We start from the raw sequence: 18,218 nt of genomic DNA, 5'->3' as shown, positions 1-18,218 counted from the left end.
AGGGGCCCTCAAGATCGCTAAAAGCTTCGCGGGCAAGCCACGCTGCTACAAGGTTGTGTGGTGTTTTCAGATCCGCGTTTTTTCCGATCAGGCCTGCCAGGCACTTGGCTGACGATCCGTGAATCGCCCCTGCATTGCATCCAACGCATCGCAGCCATCCTGCAACAGCAGATAGGCCGCTGAGGCGAAGTGTTGGAGATCGCGGTCGCAGGTATTGCCGATGCTCATGCAGGTCAGGCTGTGGCTCAGGTCGCGAGCAGCCTTCAGGCGCTGTATGGCAAATTCGTAGAGATTGCGCACCGGGACATCGAGCTTGAGGTAGAGCACCGGGGCGTCAGTGAGGTTGCTTTGTAGCGGGCGGAAATTGGTCATGGTGTCACTCCGTAATAGTCATAGAGTCACCAACATCTGCGGCTAAACAAACGAGGGTGGCAGCTGTACGCGGGTTAGCCGACCGGGGACTATTACGAAACCCGGCACACCCGCAGGTGTCCCACGTACAGCCGCCATAGCAAAAAACCAGGCAGCAAAAAGCGCCGACATCATAGGGCGCTTCTGCGTTTCGTAACAGTTTCGATCGGCTAAGACCGGTCACCGATTCGTCGATGACCACCGAACTATAGTCCAGCGCCCCGCCGAATAGCTGCCGCTTTTACACCCTGAAATACGTGCCAGTACCGCTGCCAGCGATGGCATTTTCACTCTCTGCGGCAAGGCAATCAGCTTTAAGCACCTCGCTTCAGACACCCGCCTGCTTCAACCGCCGAGCATGCTCGACAAACAACCGGATCGGCTCCGCGCCTTTGCCCACCAACCCGAACGACTGGTTGACGATATCGAAGTGATCCAGCGGATAGTCATCACCGATCACCGTCCCCAAGTGCGAGCTGTTGCGGCCGACCATACCATCGCACTGCCCGGCCTCACGCACAAAGGTTTTGGCGAACAGCCGGCAACTACGGTTGGTGCCATCGAACAGATTGCGCCCACGATCCGTGATCCCCGGCTGCAAGATCCCGGACCAGGAGTAGTAACGCACCCCATTCACCCACTCATCGCCCTGCCCGCCCCAGCTCTGCGGCAACCCTTGGGGATATTGCTGATTGAACAGTGCAACCCCTTCGCTGGTCAGCGACTGGTGTGACGCCGGCAGGTCCATCGGCAGCCTCAGCCCGTAATGGCCCGTGTCCAGCCACCCCATCACCCGCGCCACCATACAAAGCGCCAGGCTGAGCAGACGAGCCGGCAGCCCCTCACGGGGATAGTGCTGGTCAAAATAATCCGCCAGTTCCGAGCCATGATTGGGGCCGGCCACCGAGGTCACCGAGGCCACCCACTCCGGCCGCTTCGCCGCCGCATAACGGGCAGTCAGCGCGCCCTGGCTATGGCCGATCAGGTTGACCTTGTCGACCCCGGTATCACGGCGGATCTGCTCGATCCGCGCCAGCAACTGCTCACCGCGCACCTCACTGGAATGCAGCGGCGAGACCGCCACCGGAAACACCTGCGCGCCACCACGACGCAACGCCGGAACAATCCCGTACCAGTAGGGGAAAAATACCAGGCGAACAAAGCCGAGCATGCCCGGTACCAGCACCAGCGGATAACGTGTGGCAAGTTCTTGCGGCATCCCGTGAGTGTCCCTGAAGGTCAAAAGCCAACGCCTGGCTGCATTGCGAAGAGCAAAGCATCGGCATTGAAGATGACAAATGCATTGTGGCGAGCAGACCCGACGGTACCAGGTCGCTCTTTCAGCCCTTCACCGTCTTCGGCGCCTTGCCCGCTTTCATCTGCTCCAGCAATGGCGCGCACTGGTTCGGCACATCACCACTGGGTGCTACCAGCGCCAGCAGCCCCGCCGCCGGCCCGGCAATCACGCCCAGGGCCACCATACCCGCACCGCGCAACATCAAAGGCACCGCCTGCACACCCGCATCGGGCTTGATGAACTTGCCCCGCACATACAAGGGCGAGCGCAAGGACAACAGGCGCAAACCCTTGGACTCCGGCGTGACCTTCAGGTCCAACTGCTCGTTGGTAAAGTTGGCCGTGCCGTCGATGTAGATGATCGCGTTCTCGGTATCGAAGACAAACAGCCGGGTGGTCGCCAGGCCGCTCTTGATCCCCAGGTCCGCCGCCGCGCAGTTGATCTTCACTTCCTTGTCGCCAAAGATTTTCCCGACCACGTAGTTGCCCACGTTAAGTCCGGCGATCTCCATCAACCCGCGACTGATGGCGCCATCGTTGACCAGCATCTTCAGGTCGCCATTGGCGCTGCCGAGCAATTTCGCCACCGAGTTGCCGGTGCCGGCGATGTCCGCATCGCCATTGAGTTCACCGAAGCTGGTCTGCATCGGTTCGAAAGTCGGGAACAGTTGCTTGAGCTTGAAGTTGCGCGCCGTCAGCTTGGCCCGGCCCTGCATCGGCGTGGTACGGCCATTGAGACCGATCTGCGCATCGAGATTGCCTCCCGCCACACCGAAACGCAGGGGCTCCAGGCTGAGTTCGCCGTCGGTGAGCACCAGGTGGGTATACAGGTCGGTGAACGGCAACTCGCTGCTGTGGACGATGCGCTTGCCGGTGAACTCCACATCGGCGTCCATATCGCGCCAGCGCTCGGTACGGAACTCTTCCACCGGCAGCACCTTGTCCGCCGGCTGTTGGCTTTCACCGCCACGGGCCTTCTGCTTGGCGTTGGAGTCGGCACCGATCAGCGGCGCCAGGTCGGTCATCAGCAGTTGATTGGAGACCAGGGTGCCGCTGAGTTTGGGCCGTGGCTGGCTCGCCAGATAAGTGAGGTCACCGTGAATATCACTGGTGCCGATCTTGCCGTTGAAGCGCTCGTAGGTGAACGCCGCACCCGCAGGATCGCGCAGCTTGGCGATCAGATGGCCGTCGGTCTCATACGCTGGCGAATCCGGCAGGGTGACGCCGGTCAGCGGATAGAGGTTGCCCAGGCTGGAGCCGGACAACGTCAGACGCAGATCCAGGGCGCCGAGGTTGCGCGGGTCGGTCAGGGTCCCGGCGATGGCGATCCGGGTGTCGGCGATCTTCACGTCGGCCTGGACCGGGAAAGGCTTGGCGGCGTCCTGCAAGGCCAGCAAGCCGCCGATCTTGCCGCTGCCGGCGAGGTTCTGGCCGTGGTACTGACCTTTGACCTTCAGCGCAAAGGCATAGTCCTGGGGCGCCGAGCCCTTTTCCAGGGCTTTTTTCGCCGCCTTGTCACCGACGATATCGCCGAACGGAATCGACTTGCCCAACGGATCGATCACCAGGTCCAGGTGCGCGTTCAGGTTCTGGTCGTCGAGGGTGACATGACCCTTGTCGAAGCCGATGGCACCGATATCCACCACCCAGCTGGACGGTTCGGCATTCGGGTCCCTGGGATCGAACTGGAAGGTCCAGCTGGCACGGCCATCAGCCAGCCGTTCGAGGTTGGCATTCGGCTCGGTCAGATCGATACGCGGAATAACCACCTGCCGCGCCAGCAGCGGCAACGGCGAAAGACGCAACTCGACCCGCTTGAGCGTGACCATCTGCGGGTTCTTCGACCCGTCAGGATTGCCCAGGGTCAGGTCCTCGGCGATCAGATGCGGCCACGGCACCCAGGCCCGCCAGCCGCCCTCGTCCGCTTCCCGCTGCCAGTGCAGAGACAAGTCGCCATTGATGGCGAAGGGGCGATGCAGGACGGCCGAGACCTTGGCATTGATCGGCGGCTTGACCCGGTTCCAATCGAACAGGGCGATGACGGCAACCAGTACGGCCAAGAGGAGGACGAGGCTGGCACCGGTCCCGGCAAGAATCTTTCGAGTGCGCGTCATTGCACAGGGCTCCTAGAACGACTGAGCGTCCAAAAATCGACGCATTATGCCTTTACGACCGGCAAATACCCGACAAGGTTTAACCCCAAAAGCCATTAATCGACAACGGCCGGCAACGAACGGTCCTGACCGATCCGCCAGTTTTTCGTTCCATGCACGCACCTGTGTGGCGCAGCAGTGGGTCGAAAATACCCATCACAGGGCATAGGTAACAGCCTGTAAGCCCCGGTCTAGAGGGGTTTGGGTAGAACAATCAATTCCGTTGATTATTACCATTGCGCTTATGAACTTTTATATCGACTTTGCAAGAGTAGCATTAGCTTCGTACCCACTTTATCGCCCTCCTACGGAGCACCCGATCATGAAACGCCAATTGCTGCTTAGCCTCACCCTTGCCGTCCTGGCTGCCAATGCCTACGCGTTGCCAGCCCGTGAACAGGCCGCACCACAAGCTCAAGCCAGCCATGCAACCGTTAGCCAAGTGCTGAACACATTGGCTTCCGATGGTTCTGACCGTACCCCTCAGGGTCAAACCTTGGCTTCCGACGGTTCTGACCGCACACCTCAGGGTCAAACCCTGGCTGCCGATGGCTCCGACCACACCTACGTCGGCAAGCAAGGCGAAACCGTCAGCGAGAACGGTTCTGACCGCACACCTCTGGGTCAAACCCTGGCTGCCGATGGCTCCGACCACACCTACGTCGGCAAGCACGGCGAAACCGTCAGCGAGAACGGTTCTGACCGTACACCTCTAGGTCAAACCCTGGCTGCCGATGGCTCCGACCACACCTTCACCGGCAAGAATGGCGAAGTTGCCGAAGGCGGTCGTGCTCGCTTGGAAGAGAAAGGCCTGGTCGAAGGCGGCGGTGACCGCGTGATCGAACGCAACAGCAGCCTGAGTTAAGGCCTTGCTGGCCTGGAAAAAAGCCCGGTCCCTTGGATCGGGCTTTGACATTTCAGGGTTCTGAACATTCGCTCCCCTCTCTCTTGGTTCGACGCCGACAAAGCTGATTTGCTAGAGTGCGCCGCTCTCTTCATCCAGAAAATACCTTTGCGATGCTGCCCCGCGCCGAACAGAAACAACAGACTCGACATGCGCTCATGGACGCTGCCCGGCACCTGATGGAATCCGGCCGTGGCTTCGGCAGCCTGAGCCTGCGGGAAGTGGCAAAGACCGCCGGGATCGTGCCCACCGGCTTCTACCGGCATTTCGACGACATGGACCAGCTCGGCCTGGCCCTGGTGCGCGAAGTCGGCCAGACCTTCCGCGAAACCATTCGGCTGGTGCGCCACAACGAGTTCGTCATGGGCGGCATCATCGATGCGTCGGTACGGATCTTTCTCGATGTAGTGGCGGCCAATCGTTCGCAGTTCCTGTTTCTCGCCCGTGAGCAATACGGCGGCTCGCTACCGGTGCGCCAGGCCATCGGTGCGTTGCGGGAAAATATCAGCACGGACCTGGCCACCGACCTGGGACTGATGCCCAAGCTCGACCATCTGGGCCCGGCCGGATTGGCAGTCATGGCCGATCTGATCGTCAAGAGCGTGTTCGCCACCTTGCCGGACATCATCGACCCACCCTCCGAACCCCTGCCGGAGCACCTGACACCCCAGGCCAAGATTACCCAGCAGTTGCGCTTCATCTTTATCGGCTTGAAGCATTGGCAAGGACTCGGGAGTACCGAGTAACCGGAGCGGGTGCCTGCACCCGGATCGCCAGCAAGCTGGCTCCTACAGGTTTCATACCGCATCAGGATTCAATGTATCCCGGCCGCCACCCAGGAGCACGACGCTATCTTAGTGGTGGAACACCGACCTGTAGGAGCTGGCTTGCCGGCGATGAGGCCAGAAAGGCACCACAAAAGCGCGCCAATACCACCTACGCACCACATTGAAACATTCTGAAACATGACTACGCTCCCTTTTCAGGCATCCAACGCTTTCTGACAGGGTTTTCCTACGTGGCGAGCGATTGGCAAGCCCCTTGCTCTAGCTCAAGCATCGCTCATTGCCGGAAGCCTCTTGATGTTGGTGATTCATCGCAGAATCGAAGCGCAATCGACCTGGGCCGCCGAGCTGCACCTGAACTTCGAAGCCCGCAGCAAAAGTCGCCTGCGCTGTTTCAGTGCCGAGGGTGAAGACGTAGGACTGTTCCTCGAACGTGGCCAGCCACCGCTGTACGACGGCGAATACCTGCAAGCTGAGGATGGCCGTATCGTGCGCGTCTGCGCCCGCCCCGAACAGCTGCTGCACGTCACCTGCCGCAATGCCTTCGAACTGACCCGCGCCGCCTATCACCTGGGTAACCGCCATGTCGCCCTGCAAATCGGCGACGGCTGGCTCAGGCTGCTCGACGACTACGTGCTCAAGGCCATGCTCGAACAGCTCGGCGCCCATACCGAAACCCTCGAAGCAGCGTTCCAGCCGGAACACGGGGCCTACGGCGGCGGCCATCACCATTCCCGCCACGGCGACGAAGACTTCAACTACCCGCCGCGCCTGCACCAGTTCGGTGTGCGCCCATGAATCCGGCCTGGGCGCTGCTGCGCCTGGCCAGCCCGCAACTGCCGATCGGCGGCTACAGCTATTCCCAGGGTCTGGAAATGGCCGTGGAGCAAGCCCGGGTCAAGGACGCGGACGGCGCCCGGCGCTGGATCGCCGATCAATTGCTGCTCAACCTGGCCCGCTTTGAAGCGCCGCTGCTGCTCGCCCACTGTCACGCCGCGGCGGACGACAACTGGGCCGAGCTGAAACAGCTCGGCGAAGAACACCGCGCCAGCCGTGAAACCCGCGAGCTGTATCAGGAAAGCCGGCAGATGGGATATTCCCTGCAGCAGTTGCTCAGTGGTCTGCCGGAACTGGATGACGCCGCCCGCACCTTCCTCGCACAGCAAGGCGAACCGCATCTGGCCCTCGGCTGGGCCCTGGCCGCTCGCGCCTGGCATATCAGCCCCCAGGACGCCCTGGCCGCCTGGCTCTGGAGCTGGCTGGAAAACCAACTGGCGGTGCTGATGAAAACCCTGCCGCTGGGCCAGCAAGCCGCCCAACGCCTGACCAGCGAATTGCTGCCCCTGCTGCAACAGGCCCAGCAAGCCGCCACGGCCCAGGACCGTCAATCCATCGGCAGCGCCGCCTTCGGCCTGTCCCTGGCGTGCATGGCCCATGAACGCCAGTACAGCCGCCTGTTTCGTTCCTAGGAGAACATGATGAACACACAACCTCTGCGCGTCGGTATCGGTGGCCCGGTGGGCTCCGGCAAGACCGCCCTGACCCTGGCCCTGTGCCTGGCCCTGCGCGACCGCTACAACCTGGCGGTGGTCACCAACGATATCTACACCCGTGAAGACGCCGACTTCCTGGTGCGCAACGAGGCCCTGGCCCCAGAGCGGATCATCGGCGTGGAAACCGGTGGCTGCCCGCACACCGCGATTCGTGAAGACGCCTCGATCAACCTTGAAGCCGTCGACCAATTGAACCGTCGCTTCCCGGGACTCGACCTGATCCTGGTGGAGTCCGGTGGCGACAACCTCTCGGCGACCTTCAGCCCGGAACTCTCCGACCTGACGATCTATGTGATAGACGTTTCGGCCGGTGACAAGCTGCCGCGCAAGGGCGGGCCGGGGATCTGCAAGTCCGACCTGCTGGTGATCAACAAGATCGACCTGGCACCGCTGGTGGGCGCGTCCCTGGAGATGATGGACAGCGACACCCGCCGCATGCGCGGCGACAAGCCGTTTGTCTTCAGCAACCAGAAAACCGGATATGGCCTGGAAGCCATCGTCGCCTTTATCGAACGCCAGGGCCTGCTGACCGCGGCCTGATGCTGGCCCCCCCTCAACAAACCAGGAGCCTTGCTCATGACATGGAATAAAATCCTCGGCACCCTCGCCCTGTTGCTGACGCCAGCCGCCGCCTTTGCCCATCCCGGTCATGGCGACAGCGGCTGGATGGCCGGTGTCAGCCATCCGCTCGGCGGCATCGATCATTTGCTGGCGATGGTCGCGGTCGGTTTGTGGGCGGCGCAGCAACAAGGCGCCGCGCGCTGGGCGTTGCCCTGCACCTTTGTCGGCACCCTGCTGATCGGCGGGCTACTGGGTTTCGAAGGGCTGGCGTTACCGGCACTGGAAAGCGGGATTGCCGCCTCGGTATTGGCCCTGGGTCTGGCCGTGGCGCTGGCGGTACGGCCACCCTTGCGCCTGGCGATGGCGGCGACGGCGCTGTTTGCCTTGTTCCACGGTGTCGCTCATGGTCTGGAGCTGCCGGAGATGTCGAGCCCGTGGACCTATGCGGCCGGTTTTGTGGTCGTGACCGCGACTTTGCATGCGCTGGGCTATGCCGTGGTGCGGGTATTACCGCAGGCTGCGGCACCGCTGGTGCGGGTAGCCGGTGTCGCTTCGGCGGCGACCGGTGTGTGGTTGCTGGCGGGCTAGACAGCGCCCCCCCCGTGACAGCCAGATTTTGTGGCGCGCGGGCTCGCCGCGATGCCGCTCAGTAAAGGAATAGCGCTGCTGAAAACGCCCTATCTCTGTGGGAGCGGAGCTTGCCCGCGAAGCCTTTAGCGTTCTCACTGGCCTCTTCGCGAGCAAGCTCTGCTCCCACAGGAACCGTGTTCGGCCTTAAGTGAATGGCATTGATTGGAGCAAACTCGCTCACCACAAGGAACAGCATCGCCAGCGGCCGCCTGTTAACATGTCGCGCAACTGCCCTTGCCCTGACGACGCCAGCCAATGCCCGATGTTTCCAGCTCCGCCTCCACGCCTGAATTGAGCGCACTGTTCAACACCGTGCAAGACCATTTCCGCCAGGTCATCGTGCCGCTGTGGCAAGGCCCCGGCTGGAATGCCGATATGGCGCTGCCCTACGAGGCACTGGACGCCGACCATCGGCCGTTGCCCGCGCAACGCTATCGCGCCATGGCCTGCGCCCGGCAACTGTATCTGTTTTCCAGCCTGATCGGCGATGCCGCCTTCCCGGCCGCCGGTGAGCGCGCCAGCGCGCTGTTCCGCTCATTGCAACGGCATTTCCACGATGCCGAGTACGGCGGCTGGTTCTACAGCATCGACCCGCAAGGCAAGCCGCTGGACACCCGCAAGGATCTCTACACCCACGCCTTCATTCTCTTCGCCTGTGCCCACTACTGGGCCAAGGTCCGCGAGCCATTGGTCGAGTCTGTGCTCAACGCCGCCCTGGAAGTGATCGCCGTGCGCTTCGCCAATGGCGACGGCCTGTATGAGGCGAGCCTGGAGCGCGACTGGTCGCCGCTGGGCAGCGGGCCGCTGCAGAACCCGTTGATGCACCTGGCCGAAGCCTTTCTGGCCACCTTGTCGGTACGCGAAGATGCCGCCACGCAGGAGGCATTGCTGGCTCTGGTCGCCGCCATGCAGCAACGCTTTATCGACCGTCATCACGGCGTGATGCTGGAGAAACCGCTGGGAGCTGTGGATAACTGGTTCGAACCGGGCCATCAGTTCGAATGGCTGTTCCTGCTGGAATCATCGCCCTTGCTGCGTGGCACGGCGCTGCATGGCTCACTGGATCGCGCGTTCGCGTTTGCCGAGCAGTCAGGGGTTGATCCGCACAGCGGCGCGGTCAACAGTATGCTCGACACCAACGGCAACCTGCGCGACGGCACCCAACGCATCTGGGCCCAGGCCGAATACCTGCGAGCGCTAACCTTGCGTGTGGATAACTCGGCGCGCTTGCAGCGTCAGTTGGCCGCCTTGCAGCAGCACTTCCTGCACCCGGCTGGCTGGCACGAATGCCTGGACGCCAAGGGCAAGGTCAGCCGGCGCGATATGCCGTCGACCACGCCTTATCACCTGGCGACCTGCCTGAGCGGCCTGGCCGAGTATTTCGGCTGAGCCTTGATCCCTGTAGGCGCCGGCTTGCCGGCGATGAGGCCCTTGAGCCCTGCATCGATCTTTCGGCCGCCATCGCCGGCAAGCCGGCTCCTACAGGTTTCACAAACGCCTATCAGCCCTTGTTCCGCTCAATGGCAAACCCGCTCCAGGTCTGGCTCACCGGCATCAGCTCAAGGCTGTTGATATTGATGTGGGCCGGGGTGTTGAGCACCCAGAAAATCGTATCGGCGATGTCCTGCGGCTGGATCGGCTCGGCGCCGGCATAGGTCGCGTCGTAACGCGCCTGGTCACCGGCAAACCGCACCAGCGAGAACTCGCTTTCACACAGCCCCGGCTCGATATTCGTCACCCGCACGCCCGTGCCCTGCAAGTCGCAGCGCAGGTTCAGGGAGAACTGTTTGACGAACGCCTTGCTCGCCCCATAGACATGGCTGCCCGGGTACGGGTAGTTGCCGGCAATCGAACCCAGGTTGATGATCCCCGCCCCACGCCCATGGGCAATCAACCGTGGCAGCAGAAGACGGGTGCTGTACATCAGGCCCTTGATGTTGGTGTCGACCATGGTGTCCCAATCGTCCAGGTCGCATTTGGGCGCCGGGTCGACCCCCAGAGCCAGGCCCGCGTTGTTGATCAGCCCACGCAGCTTGGCGAAGCTCGGCGGCAGGTTGGCAATGGCATCTTCCATGGCCTTGCGGTCGCGCACATCCAGCACCAGGCCATGCACTTCGGTCTGCTGCGACAGCTCCGCACACAGGGCATTCAGGCGCTCTTCGCGACGGCCGGTAAGCACCAGCTTCCAGCCGGCCTCGGCAAAACGACGGGCACAAGCCTCGCCAAAACCGGAAGTCGCGCCCGTGATAAACAACGTGGATGTCATGGAGTTCTCCTTGCTCGGCCCGTGGGCCGCCAGATATGAATACGGTCGTTGCGCAGCATGCCTCAACGCCGGCCAGTGAAGAAATGGAATCTTGCACGGCACAACTCTGTACAAAAAACGATCAATCGCAGCAAAGCCAGACAAGCCGTGGCCTGGAGCCTGCTGTACGCACCTTATCCACAGCCCCGTCCACAGTATCCGGGGGCAACTCGAAAACCCTCCACCGCACTGTACACAAGGCCTCCAGCGCTTTTTCCAAAGTTTTTCCCTTGACCCCGTAACACCCGTTGTGCAGCCATCGCGGAAAAAGCCCCGGTGGACGATTTCACCCCAGTGGCTCCAGGCCAGTAACTACGCCGTCCAGGGACATGTTTCCAGAGTTTGCCCACAGAGTTATCCACAGGCTGTGCCGGGTGTTTTCCAGGCGCAAGGTGTGACAATAAACCTGTTGACAAAATCACCTGGCGCTCTGCAAAACAGAGCCGATCAAAAAACAACCAACGCGCTGCGAGCCACGGTTTCAAAGGCTCTCAGCCAGCTACTCCCACGTTACCCACAGCCACCTCCACAGCAAACGGGGACAAGTCAAATTGATGACAAAACAATCATTTGCAGCGGTTTCATGTCGCACTTTGGCAGGTTGCGCAGATTGTTTTCCACAATTTCCGATCCAGGCTGTGGACAGGAAAAAAAAACGCCCCGGATCCGAAGATCACGGGGCGTTTCAGGGTGGCGCATAACCTGTAGGAGCCGGCTTGCCGGCGATGGCGTTCGTCAACGCGACGCAAGACTTCAGGGCGTCATCGCCGGCAAGCCGGCTCCTACAGTGACCTTGTCAACCGCTGTTGCGAGGGCTCAATGCCCGCCCAGGTAGGCGTTACGCACCTCCTCGTTGACCAGCAGCTCCTTGCCGGTACCGCTCAGGCGAATCTCGCCGTTGACCATCACATAGGCCCGGTCCGACAAGCGCAGCGCGTGGTTGGCGTTTTGCTCCACCAGGAAGATGGTCATGCCCGAGGCCGCCAGCTCGCGCAGGGTGGCGAAGATCTGCTTCACCACGATCGGCGCCAGCCCCAGGCTCGGTTCGTCCAGCAACAGCAGCTTGGGCCGGCTCATCAGCGCCCGGGCGATCGCCAGCATCTGCTGCTCGCCGCCGGACATGGTCATGGCCCGCTGGTTGCGCCGCTCCTTGAGCCGTGGAAACAACTCGAACATGCGCTGCATGTCCTCGTCGACGAACCGGTCGCCAATGGGGATAGTGCCCATCTGCAGGTTCTCTTCCACAGTCATGTCCGGGAACACCCGGCGACCTTCCGGCGACTGGGCAATGCCGTTGGAGGCGATGTAGTGGGACGACTTGTGGGTGATGTCGACCCCCCGGTAGATAATCTCCCCGGCGGCGGCCCGCGGCTGGCCGAAGATCGACATCAGCAGCGTCGACTTGCCCGCGCCGTTGGAGCCGATCAGGCTGACGGTTTCGCCTTCGTTGATGTGCAGCGAGACTTTTTTCAGGGCCTGGATCGGTCCGTAGAACACTTCCAGGTTCTTCAGTTCGAGGATAGGTTGACTCATACCAGCTCCTCTTCATCGGCGCCCAGGTAGGCGGCAATCACTTTCGGGTCGTTACGGATGTCTTGCGGACCACCCTCGGCAATCACATTGCCGTGGTCCAGTACCACGATGTGGTCGGAAATGCTCATGACCATGCCCATGTCGTGTTCGATCAGCACCACGGTCAGGTCGTGCTCGTCGCGCAGCAGCCGGATCATCGCGCTCAGCGCTTCGGTTTCCTGGGGGTTGAGGCCCGCCGCCGGTTCGTCGAGACAGATGATCTGCGGCCGCGTGCACATGGCTCGGGCGATTTCCAGGCGGCGTTGCTGGCCGTAGGACAACTCACCGGCCAGGCGGTTGGCGCAGTCCACCAGGTCGACCACTTCCAGCCAGTAGAACGCGGTGTCCAGGGCATCGCTTTCAGCCTTGCGGTAGCCCTTGGTATTGAGGATGCCGGAGAGCATGTTGCGGTTGACCCACATGTGCTGGGCCACCAGCAGGTTCTCCAGCACCGACATTTCCTTGAACAGGCGAATGTTCTGGAAGGTCCGGGCCAGGCCCGCACGGTTCACCAGGTGGGTGCCGCCGAACATCTTGTAGTAAAGCCGGCTGAAGAAGGTTTTCGGCGAAGCGAAATCCCCCAGGCGAAAGGATTCACCCAGCAGCTGGATCACGTTGGTGCGCTTGTCGCGTACATTCAGTTCGATCTTGCCGCCGGTGGCCTTGTAGAAGCCGGTCAGGCAGTTGAACACCGTGGTCTTGCCCGCGCCGTTGGGGCCGATCAGGGCGAAGATCGAGTTGCGTTTGACTTGCAGGCTGACGTCGCTGAGGGCCTTGATCCCCCCGAAGTGCATCATCAGCTTGTCGACTTTCAGAACGATGTCATTACTCATTGGCCAGTCCCTCCCACCAGGACGCCCTTGCGTGGGGTCACCCCGGTGCGGCTGATGCGGATCAGGCCACGTGGCCGCCAGATCATCATCAACACCATCAATACGCCGAACAGCAACACGCGGTACTCGGCGAAGCTGCGCAGCAGCTCCGGCGCCACGGTCAGGACAAAGGCCGCGATCACCACACCGATGGTCGAGCCCATGCCGCCCAGCACGACGATGGCGAGGATCAACGCCGACTCGAAGAAGGTGAAGGAGGTCGGGTTGACGAAGCCCTGGTAGGTGGCGAAGAACACCCCGGCCAGACCGGCGGTGGACGCGCCCAGGGTGAATGCCGAGAGTTTCACCAGCACGTGGTTCAAGCCCATGGCGCGGCAGGCGATCTCGTCTTCACGCAAGGCTTCCCAGGCGCGGCCCACCGGCATGCGGGTCAGGCGATGCTTGATGTAGAGCACGGCCAGAACCACGAGGAACAGCACGGTGTAGATGAAATAGAACTTCACATCCGGGTTGTAGGCGATACCGAAGAACTCATGGAAGGGAATCCCGCCCTCCTTCGCGCGCTTGCCGAACTCCAGGCCGAAGAAGGTCGGCAGCGGTGCCGGCATGCCGTTCGGGCCGCCGGTCAGCGACAGCCAGTTGTTGAGGATCAAACGGATGATCTCGCCGAACCCCAGGGTCACGATGGCCAGGTAGTCACCGTGCAGGCGCAGGACCGGGAAGCCGAGGATGCAACCCGCCAGCGCGGCAGTGATGGCGGCCAGCGGCAGGACGGTCCAGAAGCCCAGCCCCAGATACTGGTAACCCAGCGCCAGGCCATAGGCACCGATGGCGTAGAACGCCACGTAGCCCAGGTCGAGCAGACCGGCGAGGCCCACCACGATGTTCAGGCCAAGACCGAGCAAGACGTAGATCAGGCCGAGGATCACCACGCCCAGCAGGTAGGAGTTGGCGAACACCGGAAAGATCACCGCGATCGCGATCATGATCGGGATGATCCAGCGCAGGCGCGACTTGTAGTCCGGCGCCAGCACATGCACGCCGGAGCCGGTGCTCTCGAAACCGTCGAGAATCCGCAAGCCCTTGGGCGTTTGCAGGAACAGGCTGAGGGCAAAACGACCGAGCATCACAATCGCCACCAGCCAGGCGACGCGGGTGGGTTGCAGGTTGAAGCTGTAGCCCTCCAGGACAACCCCGACGATGGGGCCGAAGACAATCAGTGCGACCAGGCCGGCGAGAATGGCGTCAACCAGGCTTTTTTTGATATCGAGCGATTTTTGAGTGGTTGAGGACATTGCTTACACCTTCGACACAAGAGGACGGCCCAACAGGCCTTGCGGCCGAAAGACCAGTACCAGGACCAGCAGCGAGAAGCTGAACACGTCCTTGTAATCCGAGTTGACCAGGCCGGAGAACAGCGATTCGGAGATGCCGAGGATGATCCCGCCCAGCATGGCGCCCGGCAGCGAGCCGATACCGCCGAGCACTGCGGCGGTAAACGCCTTGATGCCGATGACGAAGCCGGCGTAGAAGTCGAAAGTGCCGTAGTTCATGGTGATCAACACACCGGCCAGGGCCGCCATGGCCGCACCGATGATGAACACATAGGAAATCACCCGATCGGTGTTGATCCCGAGGATCGAAGCCATCTTGCGGTCTTGCTGGGTCGCGCGACACATGCGGCCCAACTTGGTGTACTTGATGACATAGGTCAGCAGGCCCATGCCGAGGAACGCGGCCACCAGGATAAAGACCTTGGTGTAGGTGAGCTGGACAAAGCCGGTACCGACATCGACGCGCCAGGCGCCGGTGAGCAGCGTCGGTACGCCCTGCTGCTTGGCGCCCTGGGCGATCTGCGCGTAGTTCTGCAGGATCAGCGAAATACCGATGGCACTGATCAGCGGTGCCAGACGGGTGGAGTTGCGCAGGGGTTTGTAGGCGATGCGCTCGATGACCCAGCCATACACCCCGGTGACGATGATGGTGAAGACCAACGTGCCGAGCATCAGGAGCGGGAAGGATTCAATACCGAAGTAAGCCAGCAGAGCCAGACTGATTGCCGCGAGGTAAGCGGAAATCATGTAAACCTCGCCGTGGGCGAAGTTGATCATGCCGATGATGCCATAGACCATTGTGTAGCCGATGGCGATCAGGCCATAGACCGACCCGAGGGTCAGGCCGTTGACCAGTTGCTGCAGGAAAATACCATCCATAACGCAATCTCACGCATTTGAGAGACTGCACAGAAGCGCACCGCGACGGACCGGGGTTCAACCGCCGTCGCAGCACAGCCATGTGCAGTTCTACGAGAAAAGACAGGTACTGCACGACACGCGTGGCGACAGGCCGGCGCACGGGGCGCCAGCCGAGTCAGGCCGTCATGTCACTTCTGTTTTTCCAGCTGGTGGTATTTGCCGCTCGCGTCCCACTGGTAAACCACGTAGTCGGAGATCTTCAGGTCGCCCTTGGCGTCCCAGGTCTTCTCGCCCATCACGGTTTTGACCGGGTGCGCTTTCAGCCACTTGGCCGCCTCTTCGCCCTTGTTCGACTTGGCACCATTGAAAGCCGCCGCCAGGGTCTGTACCGAGGCGTAGGCATAGAGGGTGTAACCTTCCGGCTCGTAGCCCGACTTGCGGAACTGGTCAACGACCGCCTTGCTGTCCGGCAGCAGACGTGGGTCGGCGCCGAAGGTCATGAGTACGCCGTCGACGTATTGCGGACCACCGGCAGTGGTCACCAGTTCGTCGGTGACGATGCCGTCATCGGACATGAACTTGACGTCCTTCAAGCCTTCAGTGCGCAGTTGCTTGACCAGTGGACCGGCTTCCGGGTGCAGACCGCCGAAGTAAACCACATCGGCACCGGCGGCACGGATCTTGGTCACCAGGGCGCTGAAATCCTTCTCGCCACGGGTCAGGCCTTCGTAGATCACCGGGGTCACACCGCGCTTGATCAACTGGGCCTTGGTGGCATCCGCCAGGCCTTGGCCATAGGTGTCCTTGTCGTGGATGACCGCGACTTTCTTGCCCTTGAGCACATCGACGATGTAGTTGCCGGCCACGATGCCCTGCTGGTCGTCACGACCACACATACGGAACATCGCACCCAGACCGCGCTCGGTCACCTGAGGGTTGGTAGAGCCCGGGGTGATCGCGATGATGCCCGCTTCGTCGTAGATCTCCGAAGCCGGGATGGTGGAAGAGGAACAGAAGTGCCCGACGACGCCGGCGACTTTCTGGTTGCTCAGGTCCTTGGCGACCGTTACCGCCTGTTTTGGCTCACAGGCATCATCGCCCTTGACCAGGACGATTTTTTCGCCGTTGACGCCACCGGCCGCGTTGATAGCATCCGCCGCCGCTTGTGCACCTTTCATGTACTGCTCGCCGAAAGAAGCGTTGGCGCCGGTCATCGGACCCGCTACGCCGATCTTGACGTCAGCCTGAGCAAACGCAGAAACACCCAATGCAGCAGCCACTGCGAGGGCTACAAAGCCTTTCTTGTAAAACGTCTGGGACATGAGGTGGTGCTCCAAGGTTTTTTTAGTTGGCACTGCGACTTCAATGAATGCTCAGAGCAAGGGGCGTGCCATAGGTTTTTTGTTCTGCAAAAAGTCGCTGTCTTATTGTTTTATGGACTGTTTCGGGCCCTTTTTAACTGGGCGTGCAACCGTCTAAACCGCGGGAGGTGGAACCTTTTCATAAAAAAGGTGCAACCAATCGGTGCCACTATTGCAACCGTGGCACCAAATGGTGTGCAACCGCCCTGTAACAACGTGCGTCACCGAAGTGCACACTCGCGGTGCGCGACTGCTACATCGCGCACCATTACAGGCTAGCTGTCTCGAACAAAAGCACCGTCCGAATCAGCTTTTTTTGTTGTATCAAATGACAATCCGCAGGCACTGGCCCGCGTGATACAGCGAAAAACCGGCCTCGTAGAGACCACTGCGCAGGCCCACCGCCGGGATCGGACGCATGGGTGCGAAGGGAATCGGCAGGGCCTGAGGATTTCCGTTACACAGGTAATCGGCGAACGCCTTGCCGACCACCGTACCCGTGGTCACCCCACGTCCGTTATAACCGGTGACTGCCACTAAACCGGGCGCTGGTTCGAACAGGCGCATCAGATGGTCGGGGGTAAAGGCGATACAACCGGTCCAGGTGCACTCCCAGTCGACCTTCTTCAGGTAGGGGAAATAGTGCTGCTGCACCCGGTCGGCCCAGGCCCGCAGGAACCACGTCGGTTTCTGGTTGCCATTGCCCAGGCTGCCCAGTAACAGGCGACCGTCGGCATCGCGACGAATGCTGCTGAGCACCTGACGGGTATCCCAGGAGCCCTGCCCGCCCGGCAGGATCTGCCGCGCGGCCTCTTCGGTCAGCGGACTGGACGCAACCTGGTAGTAGTAGCCCGGAAAGAAGTTGCGCCGCAGCTCGGTCCAGTCGCCTTCGGTGTAGGCATTGGACGCCATCACCACCTGTTCGGCGCTGACCGCGCCCTCGGCGGTCTGCACCGACCAGCGCTGGCCCTGGCGTTCCAGGCGGGTGACCGGGGAATGATCGAACAACTGCGCCCCCAGCCGCGACGCGGCCTTGGCCAGACCCGAGGTGTAAGCCATGGGGTTGAGGGTGCCGGCACGTCGGTCGAGCAAGGCGGCGCCGATTTTTTTCGTGCCAGTGGCGGTTTCGCAGTCCTTGCCAGTCAGCAGTTGCACCGGTGCACCGCGCCGTTTCCACTGCGCTTCGCGGCTGCGCAGATCGGCCTCGCCCTTGGCGTTGTGGGCCATATGCAAGGTACCTTCGCGGCGTAGCTGGCAATCGATGCCATGCTTGTCCACCAGGCTGAATACCAGGGCCGGCGCCGCCCCCAACATACGGTTGAGCTGGCCGCCCACCGCTTCGCCGAAACCGGCTTCGATCTCGTCCGGGGGAATCCACATCCCGGCATTGACCAGCCCCACATTACGCCCGGAACCGCCGTGGCCGGTGCGATGGGCTTCCAGTACACAGACACTCTTGCCTTGTTCACGCAGGTGAATCGCAGCCGAGAGCCCGGTGATACCGGCGCCGATGACGCAGACATCGACCTTCAGCTCGCCCTTGAAGGACGGCGCCTCAGGCCGCTGCGGCGTCAGTGTTTCCCATAGACATTCTTCGCGTAACGGCATTGCCAGACTCCGAAAATGAAACCCAACAAACACACTCCAGACTGACCTTGT

17 protein-coding genes are annotated in these 18,218 nt (G+C 61.6%); 7 read left to right on the top strand and 10 right to left on the bottom strand.

The window, feature by feature from the left end; all coding sequences use genetic code 11:
• Positions 1-87: 87 nt before the first annotated feature.
• The 3 genes from AC07T0_RS11735 to AC07T0_RS11725 all read right to left on the bottom strand — a co-directional run bounded on the left by AC07T0_RS11735 (position 88) and on the right by AC07T0_RS11725 (position 3,821).
• The gene (locus AC07T0_RS11735; RefSeq protein WP_495001328.1) at positions 88-372 is read right to left on the bottom strand and encodes a hypothetical protein; all 285 of its coding nucleotides are present in this window, start codon (positions 370-372) and stop codon (positions 88-90) included.
• Positions 373-739: 367 nt separating this feature from the next.
• Positions 740-1,630, bottom strand: coding sequence for an esterase/lipase family protein (locus AC07T0_RS11730; protein ID WP_495001327.1), 891 nt, complete (start codon positions 1,628-1,630; stop codon positions 740-742).
• A gap of 121 nt (positions 1,631-1,751) precedes the next feature.
• Positions 1,752-3,821: an AsmA family protein gene (locus AC07T0_RS11725; RefSeq protein ID WP_495001326.1), complete on the bottom strand. Its 2,070-nt coding sequence runs from the start codon at positions 3,819-3,821 to the stop codon at positions 1,752-1,754.
• Between the two features lie 361 nt (positions 3,822-4,182).
• Here AC07T0_RS11725 and AC07T0_RS11720 point away from each other — a divergent pair, with 361 nt between their 5' ends.
• From AC07T0_RS11720 to AC07T0_RS11690, 7 genes are all read left to right on the top strand, one after another.
• Complete coding sequence (locus tag AC07T0_RS11720) at positions 4,183-4,725, top strand: hypothetical protein (RefSeq protein ID WP_495001325.1); 543 nt, start codon at positions 4,183-4,185, stop codon at positions 4,723-4,725.
• A 152-nt stretch (positions 4,726-4,877) separates the two neighbouring features.
• Positions 4,878-5,510 (top strand): TetR family transcriptional regulator, encoded by a 633-nt coding sequence (locus AC07T0_RS11715; protein ID WP_495001324.1) that lies wholly within the window; start codon positions 4,878-4,880, stop codon positions 5,508-5,510.
• 336 nt (positions 5,511-5,846) lie between these two features.
• Positions 5,847-6,347, top strand: a complete 501-nt coding sequence (gene ureE / locus AC07T0_RS11710; RefSeq protein ID WP_495001323.1) for an urease accessory protein UreE — start codon at positions 5,847-5,849, stop codon at positions 6,345-6,347.
• A complete protein-coding gene (locus AC07T0_RS11705) occupies positions 6,344-7,018 on the top strand; it encodes an urease accessory protein UreF (RefSeq protein WP_495001322.1) in 675 nt (224 codons plus the stop codon). Before ureE ends, AC07T0_RS11705 begins: the two co-directional genes overlap by 4 nt.
• A 9-nt stretch (positions 7,019-7,027) precedes the next feature.
• Complete coding sequence (ureG, locus tag AC07T0_RS11700; protein WP_495001321.1) at positions 7,028-7,642, top strand: urease accessory protein UreG; 615 nt, start codon at positions 7,028-7,030, stop codon at positions 7,640-7,642.
• Between the two features lie 36 nt (positions 7,643-7,678).
• Positions 7,679-8,251 (top strand): HupE/UreJ family protein, encoded by a 573-nt coding sequence (locus AC07T0_RS11695; protein WP_495001320.1) that lies wholly within the window; start codon positions 7,679-7,681, stop codon positions 8,249-8,251.
• A gap of 297 nt (positions 8,252-8,548) precedes the next feature.
• A complete protein-coding gene (locus AC07T0_RS11690; RefSeq protein WP_495001319.1) occupies positions 8,549-9,682 on the top strand; it encodes an AGE family epimerase/isomerase in 1,134 nt (377 codons plus the stop codon).
• Positions 9,683-9,794: 112 nt separating this feature from the next.
• Here the strand turns inward: AC07T0_RS11690 and AC07T0_RS11685 are convergent, their stop codons facing one another.
• The 7 genes from AC07T0_RS11685 to amaA form a co-directional block, all read right to left on the bottom strand.
• A complete protein-coding gene (locus AC07T0_RS11685) occupies positions 9,795-10,559 on the bottom strand; it encodes an SDR family oxidoreductase (protein WP_495001318.1) in 765 nt (254 codons plus the stop codon).
• Positions 10,560-11,414: 855 nt separating this feature from the next.
• Positions 11,415-12,131, bottom strand: a complete 717-nt coding sequence (locus AC07T0_RS11680; RefSeq protein WP_121136216.1) for an ABC transporter ATP-binding protein — start codon at positions 12,129-12,131, stop codon at positions 11,415-11,417.
• Positions 12,128-13,003, bottom strand: coding sequence for an ABC transporter ATP-binding protein (locus AC07T0_RS11675; protein WP_495001317.1), 876 nt, complete (start codon positions 13,001-13,003; stop codon positions 12,128-12,130). Before AC07T0_RS11675 ends, AC07T0_RS11680 begins: the two co-directional genes overlap by 4 nt.
• Positions 13,000-14,298, bottom strand: a complete 1,299-nt coding sequence (gene livM, locus AC07T0_RS11670; RefSeq protein ID WP_495001316.1) for a high-affinity branched-chain amino acid ABC transporter permease LivM — start codon at positions 14,296-14,298, stop codon at positions 13,000-13,002. The genes AC07T0_RS11675 and livM overlap by 4 nt, the downstream gene beginning before the upstream one ends.
• A 3-nt stretch (positions 14,299-14,301) precedes the next feature.
• Positions 14,302-15,216 (bottom strand): ABC transporter permease subunit, encoded by a 915-nt coding sequence (locus AC07T0_RS11665; protein ID WP_100939679.1) that lies wholly within the window; start codon positions 15,214-15,216, stop codon positions 14,302-14,304.
• A 170-nt stretch (positions 15,217-15,386) separates the two neighbouring features.
• Positions 15,387-16,520: a branched-chain amino acid ABC transporter substrate-binding protein gene (locus tag AC07T0_RS11660; protein WP_177098582.1), complete on the bottom strand. Its 1,134-nt coding sequence runs from the start codon at positions 16,518-16,520 to the stop codon at positions 15,387-15,389.
• Positions 16,521-16,883: 363 nt separating this feature from the next.
• Positions 16,884-18,167, bottom strand: coding sequence for an L-pipecolate oxidase (amaA, locus tag AC07T0_RS11655; protein ID WP_495001315.1), 1,284 nt, complete (start codon positions 18,165-18,167; stop codon positions 16,884-16,886).
• Positions 18,168-18,218 lie beyond the last annotated feature (51 nt).

The sequence above is a fragment of the Pseudomonas sp. GW821-FHT04D07 genome (assembly GCF_059420225.1).
The sequence above is the reverse complement of the archived record's forward strand: the minus strand, read 5'-3'. Positions and strand labels throughout refer to the sequence as shown.